Here is an 858-nt window from a genome sequence, read left to right on the forward strand (position 1 = left end):
AGATAGCGTCCCATGGAGTGGTGTACTTCGGATCGGTGAACCATCAGGTTCGTGATCAACGAGTCGTGTTGTAGGTTATGCGGTTTCGAGTTCGGGTGTCAAAGATTCAGTCGTTGCTTCGTGGGTCGCGGCTCGTTTCTTCGCGTCGATGACGTCTCGTAGTTCGTCCATGCTGACATCGGAGACGTAGCGGCGGGTGACCTGCCATTCGTCATGGGATTCGATGACCACCGCCGTCGCCAAACGCAGGAACGACGCCGGGTTCGGAAATATCTCCACTACGTCAGCTCTTCGCTTGATCTCCTTGTTCAGCCGCTCGATCGGATTGTTCGACCAGATCTTCTGCCAATGCGCCTTCGGGAACACTCGGAACGCAAGCACATCCTCTTTCGCATCACGCATCATCGTGGCGACCTTCGGAAACGACTCCGCCAGGGTATCTGCGACCTGCTCCCACTGCACGGCAACAGCATCCGGTTCGGTGTGCGCAAAGATCGTCTTGATTGCCGCCATCACCGGCGGCACATGCTTCGACGACACAGCAGAGCTGATGTTCCGCATGAAATGCACCCGGCATCGCTGCCACGACGACCCGGTGAACTGCTGCATCACCGCAGCTTTCAACCCGGCGTGCGCATCGGAGATGACCAGGTGCACCCCCGACAGGCCGCGCACTTTCAACCCGGCCAGGAACTCCCGCCAGAAATCGAACGACTCACTGTCGCCGACCGCAGTACCCAACACTTCTCTGGTGCCGTCGATCGACACCCCAGTCGCGACGACGAGGGCGTGAGAGACCACGTGGGCACCGATCCGGACCTTGCAATACGTCGCGTCGAGAAAGATGTACGGAAAGCT

General features: G+C 58.7%; 1 protein-coding gene. It reads right to left on the reverse strand.

The genetic code is table 11. From position 1 onward, the window contains the following. Positions 1 to 75 precede the first annotated feature (75 nt). Positions 76 to 858, reverse strand: a 783-nt coding sequence (locus ASU23_RS12115) for an IS256 family transposase (RefSeq protein WP_156423143.1), incomplete at its 5' end; no start/stop codon positions are given.

Source organism: Rhodococcus sp. KB6, assembly GCF_001445685.1.
Classification (GTDB): domain Bacteria; phylum Actinomycetota; class Actinomycetes; order Mycobacteriales; family Mycobacteriaceae; genus Rhodococcus_F; species Rhodococcus_F qingshengii.